The sequence below is a fragment of the Halobacillus sp. KGW1 genome (assembly GCF_001592845.1).
In the GTDB taxonomy this organism is placed as follows: Bacteria; Bacillota; Bacilli; order Bacillales; family Halobacillaceae; genus Halobacillus.
Genome location: NZ_LSOC01000003.1, coordinates 477777 through 494289, shown reverse-complemented (window position 1 = coordinate 494289; position 16513 = coordinate 477777). Strand labels below are relative to the sequence as shown.

21 protein-coding genes and 1 riboswitch are annotated in these 16513 nt (G+C 46.9%); of the genes, 16 read left to right on the top strand and 5 right to left on the bottom strand.

Annotated features, from left to right (window positions below):
• Positions 1-671 precede the first annotated feature (671 nt).
• The 5 genes from AXG56_RS11490 (at position 672) to AXG56_RS11480 (ending at position 5144) form a co-directional block, all read left to right on the top strand.
• Positions 672-869, top strand: a complete 198-nt coding sequence (locus tag AXG56_RS11490) for a hypothetical protein (protein WP_008637779.1) — start codon at positions 672-674, stop codon at positions 867-869.
• Positions 870-963: 94 nt separating this feature from the next.
• A riboswitch (SAM riboswitch) is annotated at positions 964-1072 on the top strand.
• Positions 1073-1204: 132 nt separating this feature from the next.
• A complete protein-coding gene (locus AXG56_RS19835) occupies positions 1205-1339 on the top strand; it encodes a hypothetical protein (RefSeq protein WP_008637776.1) in 135 nt (44 codons plus the stop codon).
• 24 nt (positions 1340-1363) lie between these two features.
• Entirely contained in the window at positions 1364-2917 is a 1554-nt protein-coding gene (locus AXG56_RS11485; RefSeq protein WP_062514645.1) for a sodium:solute symporter family protein, read from the top strand.
• Positions 2918-3522: 605 nt separating this feature from the next.
• A complete protein-coding gene (locus tag AXG56_RS19675) occupies positions 3523-3666 on the top strand; it encodes a hypothetical protein (RefSeq protein WP_201029312.1) in 144 nt (47 codons plus the stop codon).
• 281 nt (positions 3667-3947) lie between these two features.
• Positions 3948-5144 carry a dicarboxylate/amino acid:cation symporter gene (locus tag AXG56_RS11480; protein WP_062514642.1) on the top strand — a complete coding sequence of 399 codons (1197 nt, stop codon included), beginning with the start codon at positions 3948-3950 and terminating at the stop codon, positions 5142-5144.
• A 237-nt stretch (positions 5145-5381) separates the two neighbouring features.
• On the opposite strand, the gene AXG56_RS11475 is transcribed toward AXG56_RS11480, so the two are convergent.
• Complete coding sequence (locus AXG56_RS11475) at positions 5382-5966, bottom strand: CGNR zinc finger domain-containing protein (protein ID WP_062514639.1); 585 nt, start codon at positions 5964-5966, stop codon at positions 5382-5384.
• Positions 5967-6155: 189 nt separating this feature from the next.
• Between AXG56_RS11475 and AXG56_RS11470 the strand changes: the two genes are divergently transcribed.
• Complete coding sequence (locus AXG56_RS11470) at positions 6156-7016, top strand: alpha/beta fold hydrolase (protein ID WP_008637762.1); 861 nt, start codon at positions 6156-6158, stop codon at positions 7014-7016.
• Positions 7017-7078: 62 nt separating this feature from the next.
• Here AXG56_RS11470 and AXG56_RS11465 read toward each other — a convergent pair whose 3' ends face one another.
• Both AXG56_RS11465 and AXG56_RS11460 read right to left on the bottom strand, forming a co-directional pair.
• Positions 7079-7903 (bottom strand): methyl-accepting chemotaxis protein, encoded by an 825-nt coding sequence (locus AXG56_RS11465; RefSeq protein ID WP_062514637.1) that lies wholly within the window; start codon positions 7901-7903, stop codon positions 7079-7081.
• A gap of 143 nt (positions 7904-8046) precedes the next feature.
• The gene (locus tag AXG56_RS11460; RefSeq protein ID WP_008637760.1) at positions 8047-8796 is read right to left on the bottom strand and encodes an SDR family NAD(P)-dependent oxidoreductase; all 750 of its coding nucleotides are present in this window, start codon (positions 8794-8796) and stop codon (positions 8047-8049) included.
• Positions 8797-8967: 171 nt separating this feature from the next.
• On the opposite strand from AXG56_RS11460, the gene AXG56_RS11455 reads away from it, so the two are divergent.
• From AXG56_RS11455 to AXG56_RS11435, 6 genes are all read left to right on the top strand, one after another.
• On the top strand, positions 8968-9564 hold the full coding sequence (locus tag AXG56_RS11455) for a GNAT family N-acetyltransferase (protein ID WP_161484917.1): 597 nt from the start codon (positions 8968-8970) through the stop codon (positions 9562-9564).
• On the top strand, positions 9558-9914 hold the full coding sequence (locus AXG56_RS11450; RefSeq protein WP_062514632.1) for a hypothetical protein: 357 nt from the start codon (positions 9558-9560) through the stop codon (positions 9912-9914). The genes AXG56_RS11455 and AXG56_RS11450 overlap by 7 nt, the downstream gene beginning before the upstream one ends.
• Before the next feature lie 20 nt (positions 9915-9934).
• On the top strand, positions 9935-10576 hold the full coding sequence (locus AXG56_RS11445) for a pyridoxamine 5'-phosphate oxidase family protein (protein ID WP_062514629.1): 642 nt from the start codon (positions 9935-9937) through the stop codon (positions 10574-10576).
• Positions 10577-10604: 28 nt separating this feature from the next.
• Positions 10605-11153 (top strand): histidine phosphatase family protein, encoded by a 549-nt coding sequence (locus AXG56_RS11440; RefSeq protein WP_062514627.1) that lies wholly within the window; start codon positions 10605-10607, stop codon positions 11151-11153.
• Positions 11138-11314, top strand: a complete 177-nt coding sequence (locus AXG56_RS19320) for a hypothetical protein (protein ID WP_235601497.1) — start codon at positions 11138-11140, stop codon at positions 11312-11314. Before AXG56_RS11440 ends, AXG56_RS19320 begins: the two co-directional genes overlap by 16 nt.
• 78 nt (positions 11315-11392) lie before the next feature.
• Positions 11393-11677 (top strand): DUF3784 domain-containing protein, encoded by a 285-nt coding sequence (locus AXG56_RS11435; RefSeq protein ID WP_062514624.1) that lies wholly within the window; start codon positions 11393-11395, stop codon positions 11675-11677.
• A gap of 46 nt (positions 11678-11723) precedes the next feature.
• On the opposite strand, the gene AXG56_RS11430 is transcribed toward AXG56_RS11435, so the two are convergent.
• Complete coding sequence (locus AXG56_RS11430) at positions 11724-13523, bottom strand: M3 family oligoendopeptidase (protein ID WP_064503496.1); 1800 nt, start codon at positions 13521-13523, stop codon at positions 11724-11726.
• A 473-nt stretch (positions 13524-13996) separates the two neighbouring features.
• Between AXG56_RS11430 and AXG56_RS11420 the strand changes: the two genes are divergently transcribed.
• Genes AXG56_RS11420 through AXG56_RS11405 form a run of 4 tightly spaced genes read left to right on the top strand, consistent with a single transcriptional unit; the run spans position 13997 to position 15836 of the window.
• Entirely contained in the window at positions 13997-14371 is a 375-nt protein-coding gene (locus AXG56_RS11420) for a VOC family protein (protein WP_062515249.1), read from the top strand.
• A gap of 17 nt (positions 14372-14388) precedes the next feature.
• Positions 14389-14682 (top strand): RNA polymerase alpha subunit C-terminal domain-containing protein, encoded by a 294-nt coding sequence (locus AXG56_RS11415; RefSeq protein WP_062514616.1) that lies wholly within the window; start codon positions 14389-14391, stop codon positions 14680-14682.
• Positions 14683-14707: 25 nt separating this feature from the next.
• Entirely contained in the window at positions 14708-15169 is a 462-nt protein-coding gene (locus AXG56_RS11410; RefSeq protein ID WP_062514613.1) for an NUDIX hydrolase, read from the top strand.
• Between the two features lie 31 nt (positions 15170-15200).
• Complete coding sequence (locus AXG56_RS11405) at positions 15201-15836, top strand: hypothetical protein (protein ID WP_062514611.1); 636 nt, start codon at positions 15201-15203, stop codon at positions 15834-15836.
• Between the two features lie 89 nt (positions 15837-15925).
• On the opposite strand, the gene AXG56_RS11400 is transcribed toward AXG56_RS11405, so the two are convergent.
• Entirely contained in the window at positions 15926-16348 is a 423-nt protein-coding gene (locus AXG56_RS11400; protein ID WP_026578038.1) for a VOC family protein, read from the bottom strand.
• Positions 16349-16513: the final 165 nt, after the last annotated feature.

The following is a 16513-nucleotide window of genomic DNA, read 5'->3' as shown; positions in this document are numbered from 1 at the left end:
TAGCTTCTCTCTTGTTCGGGCCTGCGTTATTGGACTTCATGAACGGCTGAGGAGAACAGGGTAATCTATAAACGACCCCGAGGTGATTGGATGAGTTTTAAAAAGAACTTCGTTATCCAAACCATCTTATTACTGGTTTCGTACCTGATCCTGTTCCTGGTGGATACATTCGTTCATCCTGTCAAAGATAGTTTTTGGACAATCCTTACCTTCGTGTATATAGGTGAATTGATTTTTTATAAATTGGATTCCGGCTATCGGGATAATAAATAAAAGGATTAAACCACTCTCTATGCTTTCTGAAAAAGCGATAAATGAGGTGCGATTAATAAAGATTACCAGTCACATCGAGGTCGAACAAAATAAGAGAAGGATCTTTTTTCTGGAACAAAACAAAAAGCAGTACATGCTTCAAACGGCTTTTTCTAGCTGTTGGTTTTTAGGGGGAATTCGTATCAAAGGGAATAAAAATAGCAAAGACCAAGAAAGCATTTCATTCAAAGTGACAGCCTGGTGGTTTTCTATCCCGAGAATCATACGTATCAGTATTTTTCTGATAGCATTTCTTATCATGGCTGTCCTGTTGTGGTGAAAGGACAAGCGTTGAACGAAGAGAGCCGATCTGCACCAAAGCGGGCTCTCTTTTTATTCTTAAAAAAAGGAGCCGGCATATGGAAGCTATCTCTGTCGTACTCATGTCCATCGGTCTCATTCTGGCTCCTGTGGTCGGATTCTTCTATCCTGCGTGGAGACAAAGTCAGGGAAGGGATTTATCCGAACGGCAGGTGTACGGCATTCGGGCTTTAGGGATCGGGATTCTGCTGTTGATGTATATCCTGATTCAAATCATCCGACTGGTATCCAATTGAAGGCTCCAGCTTAGAGAGGTTCGTGACGAAGGGAATTGACGAAACGGCGGTATGTGGTAGAATGAAATCTATTACCAATCGAATAGTTTGAATTTTCTTATCGAGAGAGGCAGAGGGACTGACCCTGTGAAGCCTCGGCAACCGGCAGATGCATGCACGGTGCCAATTTCAGTGGAAGGCGAAAGTCATTCCGAAGATGAGAGGACAAGCAGCAGCCCGATACGGTTGTGCGAAACCCTTTTCTCTTAGTGAGTGAAGGGTTTTTTATTTTTTTCAAAAAAGGGGCTGGTGATCGCTTCAAGTGGTTCCATAAAAGGATGAAGAGGAGGATGGCGATGTTCATAGCGATGATGGTGTGGGTGGGAACGATGATTTTCTCCTTCCTGTTAGGCACCTTTCTCTGTTACAAAGTGGAGAAGTCAGGAGTGAAACGGTGGGGAGCTACAGGGAAACTGTTCAAGTATAAATGAAGTGGGGAAGGAAGTTGCTGACAAATGATATGGTATGTAGTCGTATTTAGTTTTTATGTGCTTTTTCTAGTATGGGCGAATATAAAAAGTTTGAAAAAAGCAGAGTCGATCGATGATTATACAACCGGAGGCCACAGGATGGGGCTGCTTCTTGGTATCGGTACCACGGCAGCGACATGGGTCAGTGTGGCGTCTGTCATCGGGGTCCCTGGTTATTTGTACAGCTCCGGTGTCGCAGCTGTCATCGGCTGGGTCGCGGGCTGGTGCTTCGGCGGTGCCTTGATCCCGATCGTCGCGTACAAAATTAGACGACCGGAAAAGCCGGCCAGGACGTTTCCGGAATTCATCCGGCATCGGTTCGAGCCGTTTGAGAACAAGAGTGCTCTGCAGGCGATTGTCGGCATTCTTATGTTTATCGGTTATTTGCTTCTCGTCAATATTCAGGTGACTGGTTTCGGTATTGTGTTTTCCAGTATTACAGGCATTGATTACAAACTCGCAATCTTCGGATTCTTATTATTTATTATCATTACCAGTGTAGGTGGATTTTGGTCGGTGGCAGCGACAGATACAGTGAACACGATCCTCATTACGATCGGCGTCCTGCTTGCGGGCGGTGTCGTATGGTCGTTAACGGGTGGAATCGGCAGTATCCTGGACACGCTTGCGACGACAACCGCTCCGACAAACGTCGGCGGACCGGACCTTGAAGAGGGTATCCTGCTTTCCCCGTTCGGGACCTTCGGTATCGGGGCCCTGCTGTCCATTTTCATTTCGAACTCTTTAGGGACGCCTTCTTCCCCGCACTGGGTCACAAGGATGCTGGCTCCTCAAAACGTGAAAGTGGCGATTTTGCAGGTCGTAGGTACGATCGTCGTGTTGATCTTCATCATGGGGCCGCTGATCGTCATCGGTCTAGGGGCGAAAGTGCTCGTACCCAGCATACCGGTCGGAAAGACGACCGATTATATCATTCCTTTGGTCATTCAGGAGTACACGCCGCCGATTATCGGTGCCATTACCCTGGTAGCTATTTGTGCAGCGGCTATATCAACGGCCAACTCTATGCTCCTGCACTGCGCTACGTCACTTTATTATGACGTGTACTTGAACATAGCTCCGAAGAAGATCAGTGAGAAGAAGTTCAAGAACTGGCTGCGCCTGAGTATATTCGGGATCGCCGCCGTGGCTGTTCTGTTAGCGATCAATCCACCGTGGTTTTTGGCGATGGGCTTTGTCTACGTGTACGGAGGATTCGGCGCCGCCTTCTTCCTCGTCGTATTCTTAGGTCTGTACTGGAAGCGGATGAACCGGGCTGGTGCTTATGCCGGTATCATTATCGGGTCTCTCGTTTATATCGCGGCGAAGGCCTTAGGATACGAGCTGCCTTTTGTCATCGCCGTTGCTGCATCCCTCATTGGTGTGATGATCGCGGTTTACTCGACGAAAAGGGCTCCTTTGGAAGCTTACGAGCCGTACTTTGAAGCGGAAATCAGTGATTCCACTCGTGAGGTGCTGTCGAATATCAGAGCGTCCTCGCAGGGGGAGTCCGAGGAGAAATCGCATAAGATAGGGTAGGTGGGGGATTTAACTGCCTGATCCGTGATTAGAGCTGCACCTTCCTTGTGGAGGTGCAGCTTTTTTAGTTTATTGAAGAAGCAGGTTTGCTGGGAGAGCGGGCTCCGGGAAATGGGACGCTTTCCACGGGGCGGCCGGTGAGCCTCCTCATCGCGTTGCTCTTCCGGGGTCTCCCCTGTTCCGCTAATCCCGCCGGAGTCTGCCCATTTCCCTCCGCCCTGTACTGAGATTGTCTTCCATAAAATAGATACAAGAGAAGCGAGAGCGTGTTCATAGAAAAAATTCCATACATATGTGCAATTCATTCCTTGTTCTTTTTTAACCTCTTAATTTTGTCGACAGCTTTTTTAGTTCATTGAAGAAGCAGTTTTGCTGGGAGAGCGGGCTCCGGGAAATGGGACGCTTTCCGTGGGGCGGTCGGTGAGCCTCCTCTTTTTATATCTAACTCTTTCTTGGAAGACTTCTTTTGAAAATAGTAGCAGCTTGTAAACAGTGATCTTTTCCTTTATAAGGAAAAACGGGTCCGTACATGGTATTGTAAATATAGAAAAGAGCAGGACACAATAGCATGGAGAAAGATACAGTAAGAGAGGGAGGGGGATTACATGGACGTTTTCGGAATGATGGGGTTCATTTTTGGGATCATGGGATTCATTTTCGGTCTGATTGCGTTTACGACAGGCGCGATCAGTACCAACAAAGTGAAAGAGCTGGAAGACAGAATCAGTGATTTAGAAAGAAAATCGTGAATAGAACGTGATGCAGGAATGATCACCGTCTCTAAGTATCGTGACATGCACTCCCTCTCTTTTGTGAAATAGAAGATTAGAAACCATGAGCTGCTTAAAACACTGGGATGGCGATGGGGAAGCAGCAGCACAAAACAGGAGCTGTACTCAAAAATATCCACTGTTTTTACAGTTTTTTTATACTTCACAAACCATTGAAAAAAGGTTATCGTATAAACCAGGTTTTATTCTATTACACATGAACTCGTTAAAATTCAGCAACAGGAGGAAGGAAGAGGGAGATGAAAAAAATACCATTGTTGTTAAGGATTGTTCTTGCGATCGCTCTAGGTATCGTGATAGGGCAATTTGCACCAGAAATCCTTATTGAAATTGCTGCAACATTTACAGGTTTATTCGGTAACTTTCTGAGCTTTGTCATCCCGTTAATCATTCTCGGTTTTATTGCTCCCGGCATCGCGTCCATGGGAAGAGGCGCAGGAAAGATGCTTGGTCTGACGACTGGATTAGCCTATGCCTCTACGGTCCTGGCAGGTACGGTGGCTTTTTTGACTGCTAAGAATCTGTACCCATCCTTTTTGCAAGGGCAAAGTGGAGAATCCTTTGCTAATCCGGAAGAATCGCTGGTGGAAGCACCTTTTTCCGTTGAAATGACTCCCATTATGGGCGTAATGGCCGCACTTATATTATCTTTCCTGTTAGGAGTAGGAATGACGGCTGTTAAAGGGGATTATTTATTACAAGTCATGAATGAATTCCGCTCCATTATCCAGAAAGTAATAAAGAACATCATCATCCCTCTATTGCCGTTTCATATATTCGGAATCTTCGCGAATATGACGTATGCAGGGCAAGTGGGTACAATCTTGAGTGTATTCGCGAAAGTGTTCTTGATGATCATATCGCTGCACTTGCTTTATCTTGTAGTCATGTATTGTATTGCAGGCAGTATGCATGGCAGGAATCCATTCCGCTTATTGAAAGTAATGACGCCTGCCTACTTTACAGCGCTTGGAACGCAGTCTTCTGCGGCTACGATTCCCGTCACATTAAAGCACGTGAAGAAAATCGGGGTACGGGAACGTGTAGCAGACTTTGCTGTGCCGTTACTTGCTAATGTCCATTTGGCAGGAAGTGCGATCACGATTACCAGCTGTGCCATGGCGGTTATGTATATGCAAGGACAAGCAACCACATTCGCAGACGTATTCCCGTTCATACTGATGGTAGGAATTACGATGATTGCCGCCCCGGGTGTACCTGGCGGAGCGGTCATGGCAGCCATCGGCCTTCTCGAATCGATGTTAGGATTTAATTCCACCATGGTCTCTTTAATTATTGCTCTCTACCTGGCTCAAGACAGCTTCGGTACCGCAACGAACGTTACGGGCGATGGAGCAATTACTGCCATTGCTGATAAGCTTATGAAAAAAGATAAACAAGAGGATGTTCCAGTACCCGGTCAGAACGTGGGATAAGAACATTCGCTTATAGTAAAAACCCGCTGCTTAGGCAGCGGGTTTTTTTGTTTGCTACATATTAGGAGAGCGTGCAGGTGCTTAACTTACTGCACATGTAATACATGATAAGACCCCCTGGGTTCAAGTTTTCACCTGAAAGGGGCGTTAGAAAAATGTTGCAGGGGAACTTCGTCTGCTTAAGGAACGAACCCAACGCTTTGGAGTAACATCTTTCCATTCCATTTTGTTTAGTAACTATTTTTTCTTTTTCTTTGCATAGAATTCAGCAGCCTTCTTACGGTTGCCGCACATTTCCATGCTGCACCAGCGTCGCTTCCCTGGTTTAGAGGTATCCACGAAGTAGAGACGGCATTCTTCATGCTCACAATTTCGTATCCGGCTGACAGAAGTTGTTTCCAGTGTGTGAAAAATAGATCGAATGATATGGTACAGGACATGATCTTTCACCGACATTCCTTCACACACCAATTTAAATGCTTCCTCAGCAGATGCAACGGTCAGACGGACGTTCAGCTCTTCCGACATCTTTTGTAACTGCTTGATTGTATCGAGGGATACTTCCTTATTTTGTTCCAGATCAGACAGGACGATTTGGCAAAGGCTTCGAAGCGAACGAAGCTCATGGATCAGCGCATGCAGGGTTTCTTTGTTTTCCAATGCGTCAAGATCAGACTGCCGCACGGCGTTGTTTTCCTTCAGCCATTGAAACGTAGCAGATCTATCGTCTAAGGTATCAATCTCTTGTTTATTGGCGTTGTAAGTAGTATTGACGAGGTTGATCCATGCAGGACCACCTAAAACAAATAGTGATTTATCCATCTCTTTCTCCTCCCCCCTTAAATATAACCGTTAAAAGATATGTTGACAAGTTATAAAAGGTGCCTTAATGTAAGTTTATAACCTTTAAAATTATTTTTAATAGGTTATAAAATGTTAGGAATGTAAAGTGTTGTCGTATTACAAGGATTGGATGGAGCATGGCTACTAAAAAACTTATGAGGTGATTACATGGAAGTGGCGTACAAAACAGTGAAAGTGAATGGCATATCGATTTTTTACCGGGAAGCGGGAAATAAAGAAAATCCAACGATTCTCTTGCTTCATGGTTTTCCTTCCTCTTCTCATATGTTCCGAAATTTAATTACAGAGCTGATGGAGGATTATCATATTGTGGCCCCTGACTATCCAGGGTTCGGAAACAGTGACCAGCCTGAATTGGAAGAGTTTGATTATACATTCGATACCATCGCTCTTTTGATCCATGAATTTGTAGAAGAATTAAACTTAGAGAAGTTCAGTATTTACGTTCATGATTATGGAGCTCCGGTAGGCTTCCGGTTGGCAGCCGACCATCCGGAACGAATTCAATCCATCATTACTCAAAATGGGAACGCTTATGAAGAAGGGCTCCTGCCTGCCTGGGACCCTGTCCGCACCTATTGGGGAAATCCGAGTGAGGAAAATAAGAATAACATCCGATTTCTTTTATCTGCGGAGTTTACGAAGTATCAATATACGAACGGAACGCGAAACCCCGAACGCATCAGTCCCGATGCTTGGAATATGGATCAATGGGCATTGGATCGTCCCGGCAATGACGACATCCAGCTTGCTTTGCAATACGACTACAGGAACAACCTTAAACAATATCCACGTTGGCAGGAATTCTTCAGGACGTATCAGCCTCCTACACTGGCTGTATGGGGGAAAAACGATATATTCTTTGGGCCGGAAGGGGCACTTGCTTTTCAAAGAGATCTCGAAGACTGTGAAGTACACCTTCTAAATACCGGGCACTTTCCATTAGAAGAAGATTTGCATACAAGTGCTTCTTTAATCAAACAGTTCCTGCACGACCGTTTAAAATAAGTGCTCCCAGCACGAGGAAAGCGGATCTCCGTATCATGCCGGAGATCCGCTTTCCTCTTTCCTTATCCTTTAATGAATGCCTGACTCATGTACTCTTTCAAATCTGTCGATGTTTTATTCAACTTCTCGATTTCGGTCATGAATGCCGTCACGAGCTTCGCTTCCTCTTGGGAAGATTCGGCGATATCGTGGAAATCCTCCTCCATCCGGCTGATCGCTCCTTTGATGTCATTCAGCGTTTCTTCTATTTTTTCTGTCGCCGTCTTCGAGTCGGCGGAAAGCTTGCGGACTTCATCGGCAACGACGCCGAATCCGGCGCCGACGCTTCCAACGCGGGCGGCTTCAATGGCGGCGTTCAGGCCGAGCAGGTTCGTCTGGTCACTGATGCTGCGGATTGTTGAGACGACGTCTGTCACGTTCCGCGAATACTGGGCTGTCTGTTTCGTGTTCTGTGAAATCTGCTCGGTCGTCGCGGACAGCTCCTCGGAGTGGGCGGCGATGTGCTGCACTTTGCCAAGCAGCGATTCAGAAATATCTTCCATCGAGGTGATGATGGAGGTGAACATATCCCGCTTCCGTGTACTGACAGCTGCATTGACGGCAGCGATCACCTGCCCGTTTTCTTTAATAGGAAAAGAAATGCTGTTGAAGGGAACCCCGAACTCTTCTTCTCCGACCTTCACGACGGTCGTGCCGTTCGGATCGACCATCTGAAAGTTCAAGTATCCGTCAGGCAGCGGATCACCCGGCTGGTGCTGGAAGTTCAGCTCTTCACTCGGGGAGTAGTAGAGGTACTTTTCGTGGTCGAATACGGTAAGCATCGTATCCTCCCGCAGGATTTCTTTTATGTATGGAATGGATGTGATGAATGCGTCAACTTTGTTCATGTGTAACTCCTTTATAGCTTCTTTTCCTTTAATATCGGCTGCGTCCGGTCAAAATGAAAGGGTTATGGCAGAAGGTTTTTATCCCTTTCGTCTATTCCGACAGCATGAAAAAGCAGCCCGGTACCGGGCTGCTTTGGTTGAGTTTATTTTGTATTCGTGAATCCACCGTCGATGCTGATGACTTCACCGTTGATGTACTGCGCTTTGGACGTCAGCAGGAAGGTCACTAATTCTGCGACTTCCTCCGGTGTACCAAGACGCTTCTGCGGAATACCGCCGGTGGCGTTTTCCTTCATTTTCGGATTGGCTTCGTAGAATTCTTTCACCATTTTCGTTTCTGTCGGACCTGGTGCAATGGCGTTGACCCGCAGCCCGTCCTTCGCATATTCCGCTACCATGCTCTTCGTCAACCCGACGATGCCGTGTTTCGTTGCGGAATACGTGACGACCGAATCCTGGCCGATGACACCGGCACTGGAGGATGTATTCACAATCGATCCGCCGCCGTTCTTCACCATGACTTCTGCTACGTAGCGGACACCATACAGCGCGCCAAGCAGGTTGATGCCGACGATTTTCTCGATCTCATCGACCGACGTATCCAAATAGTATTTCCCGCTTCCGGAAATACCGGCGTTATTGAAGAAATAATCGATCCCGCCGAAGTGCTCGACTGTCTGATCGACGTAATTTTTGACGTCTTCTTTTTTCGAAACGTCCGCCTTCACGAAGAGGGCGTCGACGCCTTTCGCTTTCAGCTCCTGAACCGTTTCCTCCCCAGCAGTGGCATCGACATCGACGATTGCTGCGTTTACGCCTTCTTCTGCAAGCAGCATAGCCGTTGCCTTACCGATTCCGCTGGCTCCACCTGTAATGATAGCTGTTTTACTCATGTTCATTCCTCCCTACCTCTTTATAATATTCCTCCTCAGCATGAAAATAAAAGAATCTGCCTGAGTCTTTCGGTTTGCGACGTAAGTAATGGTAATGGTGGATATATTTTCTTTTTCATCGTAGAAGGAATGATCATCCAAGAAATAGAAGAGGAAAGAGGGGGGATGGAAATGCACTACACATCTTTATTGGAAGAAGACTTACTGGACGCTGCCGAGTTATACTGCCGCGCCTTTACAGGGGAAGGTTTCTCGAACGAGGAGAAGGAATCCGCACTCCGGAACATACAAAAGCACACCACTTATGAAGGATATACAGGGATGAAAGCCACCGATCAGGACGGTCGTCTGGCAGGTTTCGCGTATGGTTATAAAAGTCTGCCGGGTCAATTTTATCGGGGGAAATTAGAAGAACAGATGACACAGGACCAAGCAGACTTCTGGTTGAACGACTGCTTTGAGTTCGTAGAGTTAGCCGTCGACCTCTCCTATAAGAGGAGGGGAGTCGGGAGTTCTTTACACGATAAATTGTTTGAGGTCGTACGGAATTCTACAGCCGTCCTGACTACATCCATCAGTAACATTTCGGCGGTAAGCCTGTATGAAAAGAAGAGGTGGAAAATCATTAAAGACCATGCACCGGTCATTTCATCTCGAAATCTTCAAGTCATTATGGGGAGGGAATCCCCCTCAAAAGCTATACACCAAGATAAACAGACGGCCGCTGTGCCGTCCGTTCACAAAGGAGGAGTCGCCGGACGATGGTAAAAAGAAAATCCTTAGCAGCTTTCCTTCTGCTGATGATCACGGTTCCCGTCTACAGCTTAATTTCTGAAGGTCCACTATCTACGTATGTTCGCTTTTTTGTCTACGCTTTATCCTTTGCCGTCTTATGCGGAACGCTTCTATCCATTGGTTTGGAGGCGTTGATTAAGAAACTGGGTTCCAACAGCTTCCCCCTGCGATTGATCCTGCATATCGGGACAGCGCTCCTATTAACCGCTGCATTCGTTACCAACAATTACATAACGATCGCCATGTATTTTGCCTTGCCTGTCGCTCTCGGTTATTTCGTCATCGATGAAGGATTGAGAGTCCGATCAAAGCGCCTTGGCTGATCGGGCAATGGGGAGGAGTAATGATGAAAGAGAACGATCGCTTCAAAGAAACGATTCAAACGGAAGAAGAATTGCGGGCCATCATCGGTATTCCCAGTGACTTAGTTAAAAACAAAGTATTGACCTATCTGGATCATCATTGTGCTGCGTTTATCTCCAAATCTCCATTCCTTGTTATATCCACTGCCGATGAATTCGGCTTCTGCGATGTTTCCCCGAGGGGAGATGAGGCCGGATTTGTACGGGTTCTGAATGAAAAGCAGCTTGTCATACCGGAGAGGCCCGGCAATAAACGTGTCGATTCGATGCGGAACATTCTGTCCAATCCAAGCGCAGGTCTTCTCTTTTTCATTCCCGGAATGGAAGAAACGTTAAGGGTGAATGGGAAAGCGACGTTAGTGACAGATGACGAGCTTCTGGAGAGCATGTCCCATAAAGGGAAAAAGCCGCTCCTCGGTATCGGGGTGGAGGTAGAAGAGTGCTTTGTTCATTGTGCGAAAGCTTTCCTGCGTTCGGGCTTGTGGAAGCCTGACTCCTGGCTGGACAAATCCCATCTGCCATCAGCTGCGGAAATGTTGTTTGACCATGCGAAGCTACCACGATCCAATGTGGATTCCATTCAAAAGAGATTAGAAGAAAGCTATACAAAGCGACTTTATTAGCCGCAACTTTTATTTCCAGGAGGCTTCTATGACGACCAACCTGTACCTCGTACGACATGCCCATTCAACCTACACACCAGACGAAAGGAATCGACCGTTATCAGAAAGAGGATACAAGGATGCAGAGAAAGTGACCGAGCTGTTAAGAAAAGAGAAAATCGATGCCGTCCTTTCCAGCCCCTATGCAAGAGCGGTTCAAACCGTGGAAGGAACGGCTGTTTCTCATGGGAAAGAGGTGCATCTCCTCGAGGATTTCAAAGAAAGGACGTTGACGGAAGGGAAAGCCCCTGACTTTGAAGCGGCAATCGAAAAAGTATGGGCGGACTCGGACTTCAGCTGGGAAGGCGGAGAGTCGAACAGGGACGCACAGCAACGAGGGATCAGAGGCATGAAAACCGTCTTAGCAGACTATGAAAACAAGAATGTCGTCATCGGGACGCACGGGAATATTATGGTGCTGATCATGAATTATTTTGACGAAGCGTATGGGTATTCGTTCTGGAAACAGCTTGCGATGCCTGATGTGTATAGACTCTCTTTTGAAGGGGAGTCGTTCATGGGGTGCCAAAGAATCTGAGTGGACCATATACAAAAGCAATCCTGCTTGCCTTTGGGCAGGTAATGGGATCGACGCTTGCCGGAAGGTTGGTCGATATGGAAGGATATCCGTTTTTGTTTATCTTATTCTCGCTTGTCGGTATGATCGCCCTCTTCGTTGTTCCTAAAAGCAAGTATTGAGTCGTCAAAGTAAAATGTTGGAACCTGGATGGATTTAAAACGTAAATATGGTATAGATCTAGAAAGGCGGGAGAAAACGTGGACTATGGATTGCTGTTGCTCGGAATCGTTCTTCTAGGGATTTCCTTTTTGGTCGGAGTAAAGAAACAGACGTGGCTGCTGGCGGGTTTTAACGAGAAGATGATACGGAATAAGTCGTTGTTAGGCACCGTTACGGGCCTTGGCTTTTTTCTGCCTTTAGGTTTGCTTGCGGTCTTCAACAGTGTGGTTCACTACGCCGGGGAAGGTACGGTCCTTATAGTCGCCATGCTCGTGCTGCTTACCATCGTATATGTGATCATCAATAGGAGAATGCTCGATTGACGCTTGAAAGGAGATGCCGGAACTCTATGGAGAGGTCCGGCATTTTTTATACCATCGTATTGGTGAGCTCCAAATATTCTTCAATTGCGTCTGCAACCGGTTTTATCGAAGCTTCCCAGAAGTGCTTGTCTGTAAGGTCCTGATGCAGGTGTGCAGCAGCCAGCTGTTCTACCGTCATCCTTCCGGTATCCCGCAGCAGAGCATCGTATCGTCGGGCAAATCCTTCCCCCTGTTGTTTGGAAAGGGTGTAGATGCCGTTACTGAATAAGTATCCGATCGTGTAGGGGATATTGTAAAATGGTTTTTCCGTACTATAGAACTGCGGAATGGTCATCCAGCGATATCGATCATGTTCGCCGACCGTGTCTCCATATAAGGCGGTTTCGGTTTTTTCCATGAGGGTGGATATTTCCTCGCTTCCGACGTAACCATTCTGTCTTTTCTTATAAAATTCCTTTTCGAATTCATACATGGAAGGAATCATCCCTAAATAGGTGGAACCGGCTACAATTTTCATTTCAAGGAGAGCCAGTTTTTCCTGGTCTGTGGTGGCTCTGGTTACAGCTGCATCCAATACTAGATTCTCCGAGAACGTAGATGCCGTCTCCGCGACGCTTGTCCCTTTTTGCCGGGCGAAGTAGGGAAGCTCATGGAGAATGGCGTTATGATAGGCGTGGCCGAGTTCGTGCGCAATGGTGACGACATCCTGATAGTGGCCTCGAAAGGAAAGAAAAATCCGGCTTTCCTTGGCCAGTGGCAGGGAGGTACAGAATCCACCATCCATTTTGTCGGCACGGTCTTCTGCTTCGATCCATCCTTCTTGGAAGGCCTTTTCCGCAAAAGCTCCCAGCTTTTCACTGAAAGCATGGAACTGCTGGACAATGATGTCTTTTGCTTCTGCATAAGAAATTTTCTGCTTGGATTGGAAACTGCTGGTCGGGATGTCGTACCATGTGAGTGTCTCTTTTCGGGCGAGTTGTGCTTTTCTTTCGAGGAAATCGCGAAGGAGGTGCTGGTTTTCTTTCACGACAGCAGTCATGGTGTCGACCGTTTCCTCGTTGATCCGGTTTTGCTCCAGCGCTTCTTTTAACACATTGTCCCACCCCCGTTCACGATAAACATCTAATCGGAAGCCGCTGATGTTGTTCAGGATAGAGGCGAACGTATCTGCATGCGAGGCACAGACGTGGTTATAGGACTGGATGATCGTTTTTCTTCGTTCTTCCTCGTCTGAAAACAGCACCTCACTAAACGCCTGCCCGATGGAAAAAGGCTCTGTCTTTCCGGCTGTTTCCACAGGGACCCTTAGTTTCGATAGTTGCTGCTCGTAATGGTCTTCCCACGCAGAAAACCCACTCACAGAAAGGCTTTGAATCGTTTTCTCTATTTCGTGGGGACGTTTGGCTTCTATCCTTTGTCTTCTTTCTTTTAAGTGAAAAAGATAGGTTCTCACCTCGGTGTTCTCCAATAATTCGTTCCACGCATGTTCAGACAGCGAAGCCAGTAATGAATCGAATTCCACCTCCATTTTCTCAAGATCAGCTTTCGTCTTCGCACTCTCGGCGATCATTTTCGTTACATGGTCATCCTGTGTATTTTCGGCGCGCAGGCATATAAGGAACTCCTCCACCTGGAACGATCCGCTCATCACGTACTGGATTTCATCAAATACCTGCACCAATGGCTCAGTGCTTACCTCTTCATATGGTTGTAGTTTATGTATATCATTGGTGATGTTTTCTATGGATTGTTGAAGCTCTGTCAGGAAGTTCATTAACTTTGGAGAGCGACTCCCACCTGGATAAAGAGAGTCTAAGTCCCATCTCATCGGTACGGTTTGCTTCATATGTTTGCTCCTTCTCTTGGATTTAAATCCTCTATTTCCAACTATACATCACCTAATAAATGGGTACAAAGGAAATGTTGACTTCCTCCTTGATGGCGTAAAATATGTTTGAAAATAGGAGGGATCGTATTAAAAAAGCCAATCGTATTCCTTTCTGTAAGCATGCTCCTGTGCATAGGATTATTCGTAATCAATCATTTCCCGGGAAACAAGGAACCGTGGTGGACGATTATGCTGCTAGGTGCCGCCCTCACTGAATTCCTCTCTGCTTACTTCCGTGAAAAGGAAAGAAAACAAGAGGAAAATGTAACCTGAATAATGTACGTATTCAGGGGATTTCTATATCAAGAAACTGATTTGGTAAAAAATTGATGTTTGATGATATGATGGAAAGAAGAAAAGCCAAGGAGTATGCACTGCTTTTTCCATCCGCGTCTGGTGAAGCATTCTATAAGAAAAAAGGAGGGGAAAGGATGAGTCGCTCGTTTATTGAACAGGTGCACTACGTCAGGATTCCAGTGAAGGATTTAAAGGCTTCCGCCCGGTGGTACACGGACGTGTTGGGGCTCGAGCTGGTGACTATAACGGAAGAACCGATGGCGATCATCAAAGTGGAGGATGGTCCGTTTCTACTTATCTTGGTGCCGACCAATGATGAAACGTTTGCTCATTTCACGATTAATAAGGAAGCGGCGTTCAGCATCGGGTTTACAAGTCGGAGGCTGGCTGAGCTTCATCAACACTTGACCGCTCACAACGTGAAGGTGGAGGAGATAAGGGAAGACAACGGCCATGCCTACTTCCACTTCTATGACCCGGACGGCAATAAACTGCAGGTACACTGGTAACTAAAGGAGGCAGGAAGATGACTGAAAATAAAGAACAAAGAACCTGTGAGAAGGGCCATCGGTACTATAAAAGCAGCGATTGTCCCACTTGCCCGATTTGTGAAAGCGAACGAAAACCGGAAACCGGATTTCTCTCCATCCTGGCAGCTCCCGCCAGAAGGGCTCTTGAAAACAATGGAATCACGTCTTTGGAGACGTTATCTGCTTACAGGGAAGAGGAAATCTTGAAATTTCACGGCCTGGGGCCGTCGTCGATACCGAAGCTGAAGGACGCTTTGAAAGAGAAAGGGTTAGCTTTTAAAGAGGAATGATTTCGGAAAGGAAAAGGTGATCGGTATGTCTGATTATGTCATGCACATGAGGAAGCTGATTGGAACAAGACCGTTAATCGTACCTGGGTCGACCGTGCTTGTATTCAACGATTCCGGAGAGCTTTTGCTGCAGCATCGTTCTGATACAGAGGAGTGGGGATTACCAGGCGGAGCCATGGAGCCGGGCGAAAGTTTGGAAGAGACCGCTGCGAGGGAGCTTTTTGAGGAAACGGGTCTGCGGGCGGAGGGATTCACGTTCATCGACCAACTGTCCGGGAAGGAATTTTATTTCAAATACCCGAACGGCGATGAAGTGTACAACGTGATCGGCATTTATGAAGCGCAGCATACATATGGGAAATTAACGATGGCCGATGGAGAGAGCATCGACCTGAGGTATTTTTCGATTGGGAATTTGCCTTCTGATGTCGATGAGAGGGCGAAGTTGGTGATCGATAACTATAGGCAGAGTAAGGATAAGCGATAAGGGATTCTGACATGTGTGAGGGGAGGATTCCATGAGAAAGTTAGGAAAATGGACGCTCATTGCGATGGCAGGTGCAGGAGTTATCGTCGGTTTCCTCATCGTTATTTTTATCGTCGATATGACTCCTGATGCAGGAAAAGAAGAGGAAGTGAAGGAGAAGGCAAGTGCGTATCTGGACGCTCATTTTTCCGGGCAGATGGAGATGTACGATACGTTGTACGACAACATGGGGAATTTCAACGGATTCGATTATGCTGCCAAGGTAAGGAATACAACGAACGGCGTCGACTTCACCGTCTATGAGGATGCTGCCAGTGGGGAAATGGTGGATACGTATGCCGTCAATTTTTTTGAAGATGAGCTCTCTGATTTGATTATGGAGGATGTGGAAAAACGGTTTACCGAGATCGAAATGGTAATAGTAAGCTATGCGGACCCGGCGGTGACGGATAAGTATATAGGGGAAACGGATCTGCCTGCTATTCAAGAGCTGGACGCAGCTCCTTCCGTGTCCATATGGGTCAATCGAGAGCGGAAACCTGTGGATGAGCGAAGCGTCGATGAGCTTTTGGATATTTTGAAGAATGATCTTAAGCTTCCTCATGCCCAAGTGATGGTCCAGTACCAGGCAGAGGAGGAAGAGGGAATACTTACAAAGGAATACTAGAGCTTCCCGGAAGTGGGCTCTGGATAACGTCCCATTTCCCCTGCCATCCTGTAAAAGAAATGGTCGTCTCTTTAAATACAGGAAGTCAATTATTCCACTTCACCCCAGTCAGGGTTCCAGACGACTTCCCATAAGTGCCCGTCCGGGTCCTGGAAGTGTCCGGAGTATCCACCCCAGAACGTATCGTGCGCCGGGTCGGTGATTGATGCACCAGCTTTTTCCGCCTTAGCCATCACTTCATCGACCTCGGCTTTACTGTTGACATTGTGACCGAGCGTGAACTCGGTCGGGCTCGGGCTGCCTGTTTTCACTTTCGTTTCATGAGCGATGCTTTCCCGGTTCCATAAAGCAAGCTTCAGACCAGGCTGCAAATCAAAGAACGCAACTGCTCCATACTCGAACTCTTCCCCGACAATTCCCTCCGTCGGAAAGCCGAGGCCGTCCCGGTAGAACTGCAGCGATTCCTCCAGGTTATCGACGCCGATCGTAATGACAGATACTCTTGGTTTCATGAAAGCCACCTCCTGCTTGATATGGAATCATTTTACCATTGAAATCGTTGGAAGGCAGATAAAAAAGCCAGAGCATACGCTCTGACTAAAGATTGGAGGGGGACTCGCCATGAAGGTTTGAATGCAGTCAAAGCACTTCATTTGGAGCCACCATCTGCATCCTTT